Source organism: Mesorhizobium sp. M3A.F.Ca.ET.175.01.1.1 (assembly GCF_004791945.1).
Lineage (GTDB): Bacteria > Pseudomonadota > Alphaproteobacteria > Rhizobiales > Rhizobiaceae > Mesorhizobium.
Window position 1 is genome coordinate 1 of the sequence record NZ_SRTP01000421.1, and the last position, 283, is coordinate 283.

The 283-nt window shown below is 60.1% G+C and carries 1 protein-coding gene; it reads left to right on the top strand.

What is annotated here, in order from left to right; all coding sequences use genetic code 11:
• On the top strand, positions 1-237 hold a 237-nt coding region (locus tag EN818_RS32255), incomplete at its 5' end, for a 5-formyltetrahydrofolate cyclo-ligase (RefSeq protein ID WP_281039974.1).
• Positions 238-283 lie beyond the last annotated feature (46 nt).

The following is a 283-nucleotide window of genomic DNA, read 5'->3' on the forward strand; positions in this document are numbered from 1 at the left end:
CCGACGCTGATGCTGGTGCCGCTCGCCGCCTTCGACGGCCGCGGCCACCGCATCGGCTACGGCGCCGGCTATTATGACCGGGCGATCGCCAGGCTGGCCGAAAAGGGCATCACGCCAAGGCTGATCGGCATCGCCTTCGATTGCCAGGAAGTCGAGCGGGTGCCGGAAGAGAACCATGACGTCATCATTGTGGAAATACTGACCGAGAGCGGGTTGCGCCGCTTCGATGTCGGTTAAAATATCGCGATCGGTTTAACGCGTTTCAAAGAACCGTTGGGTAATA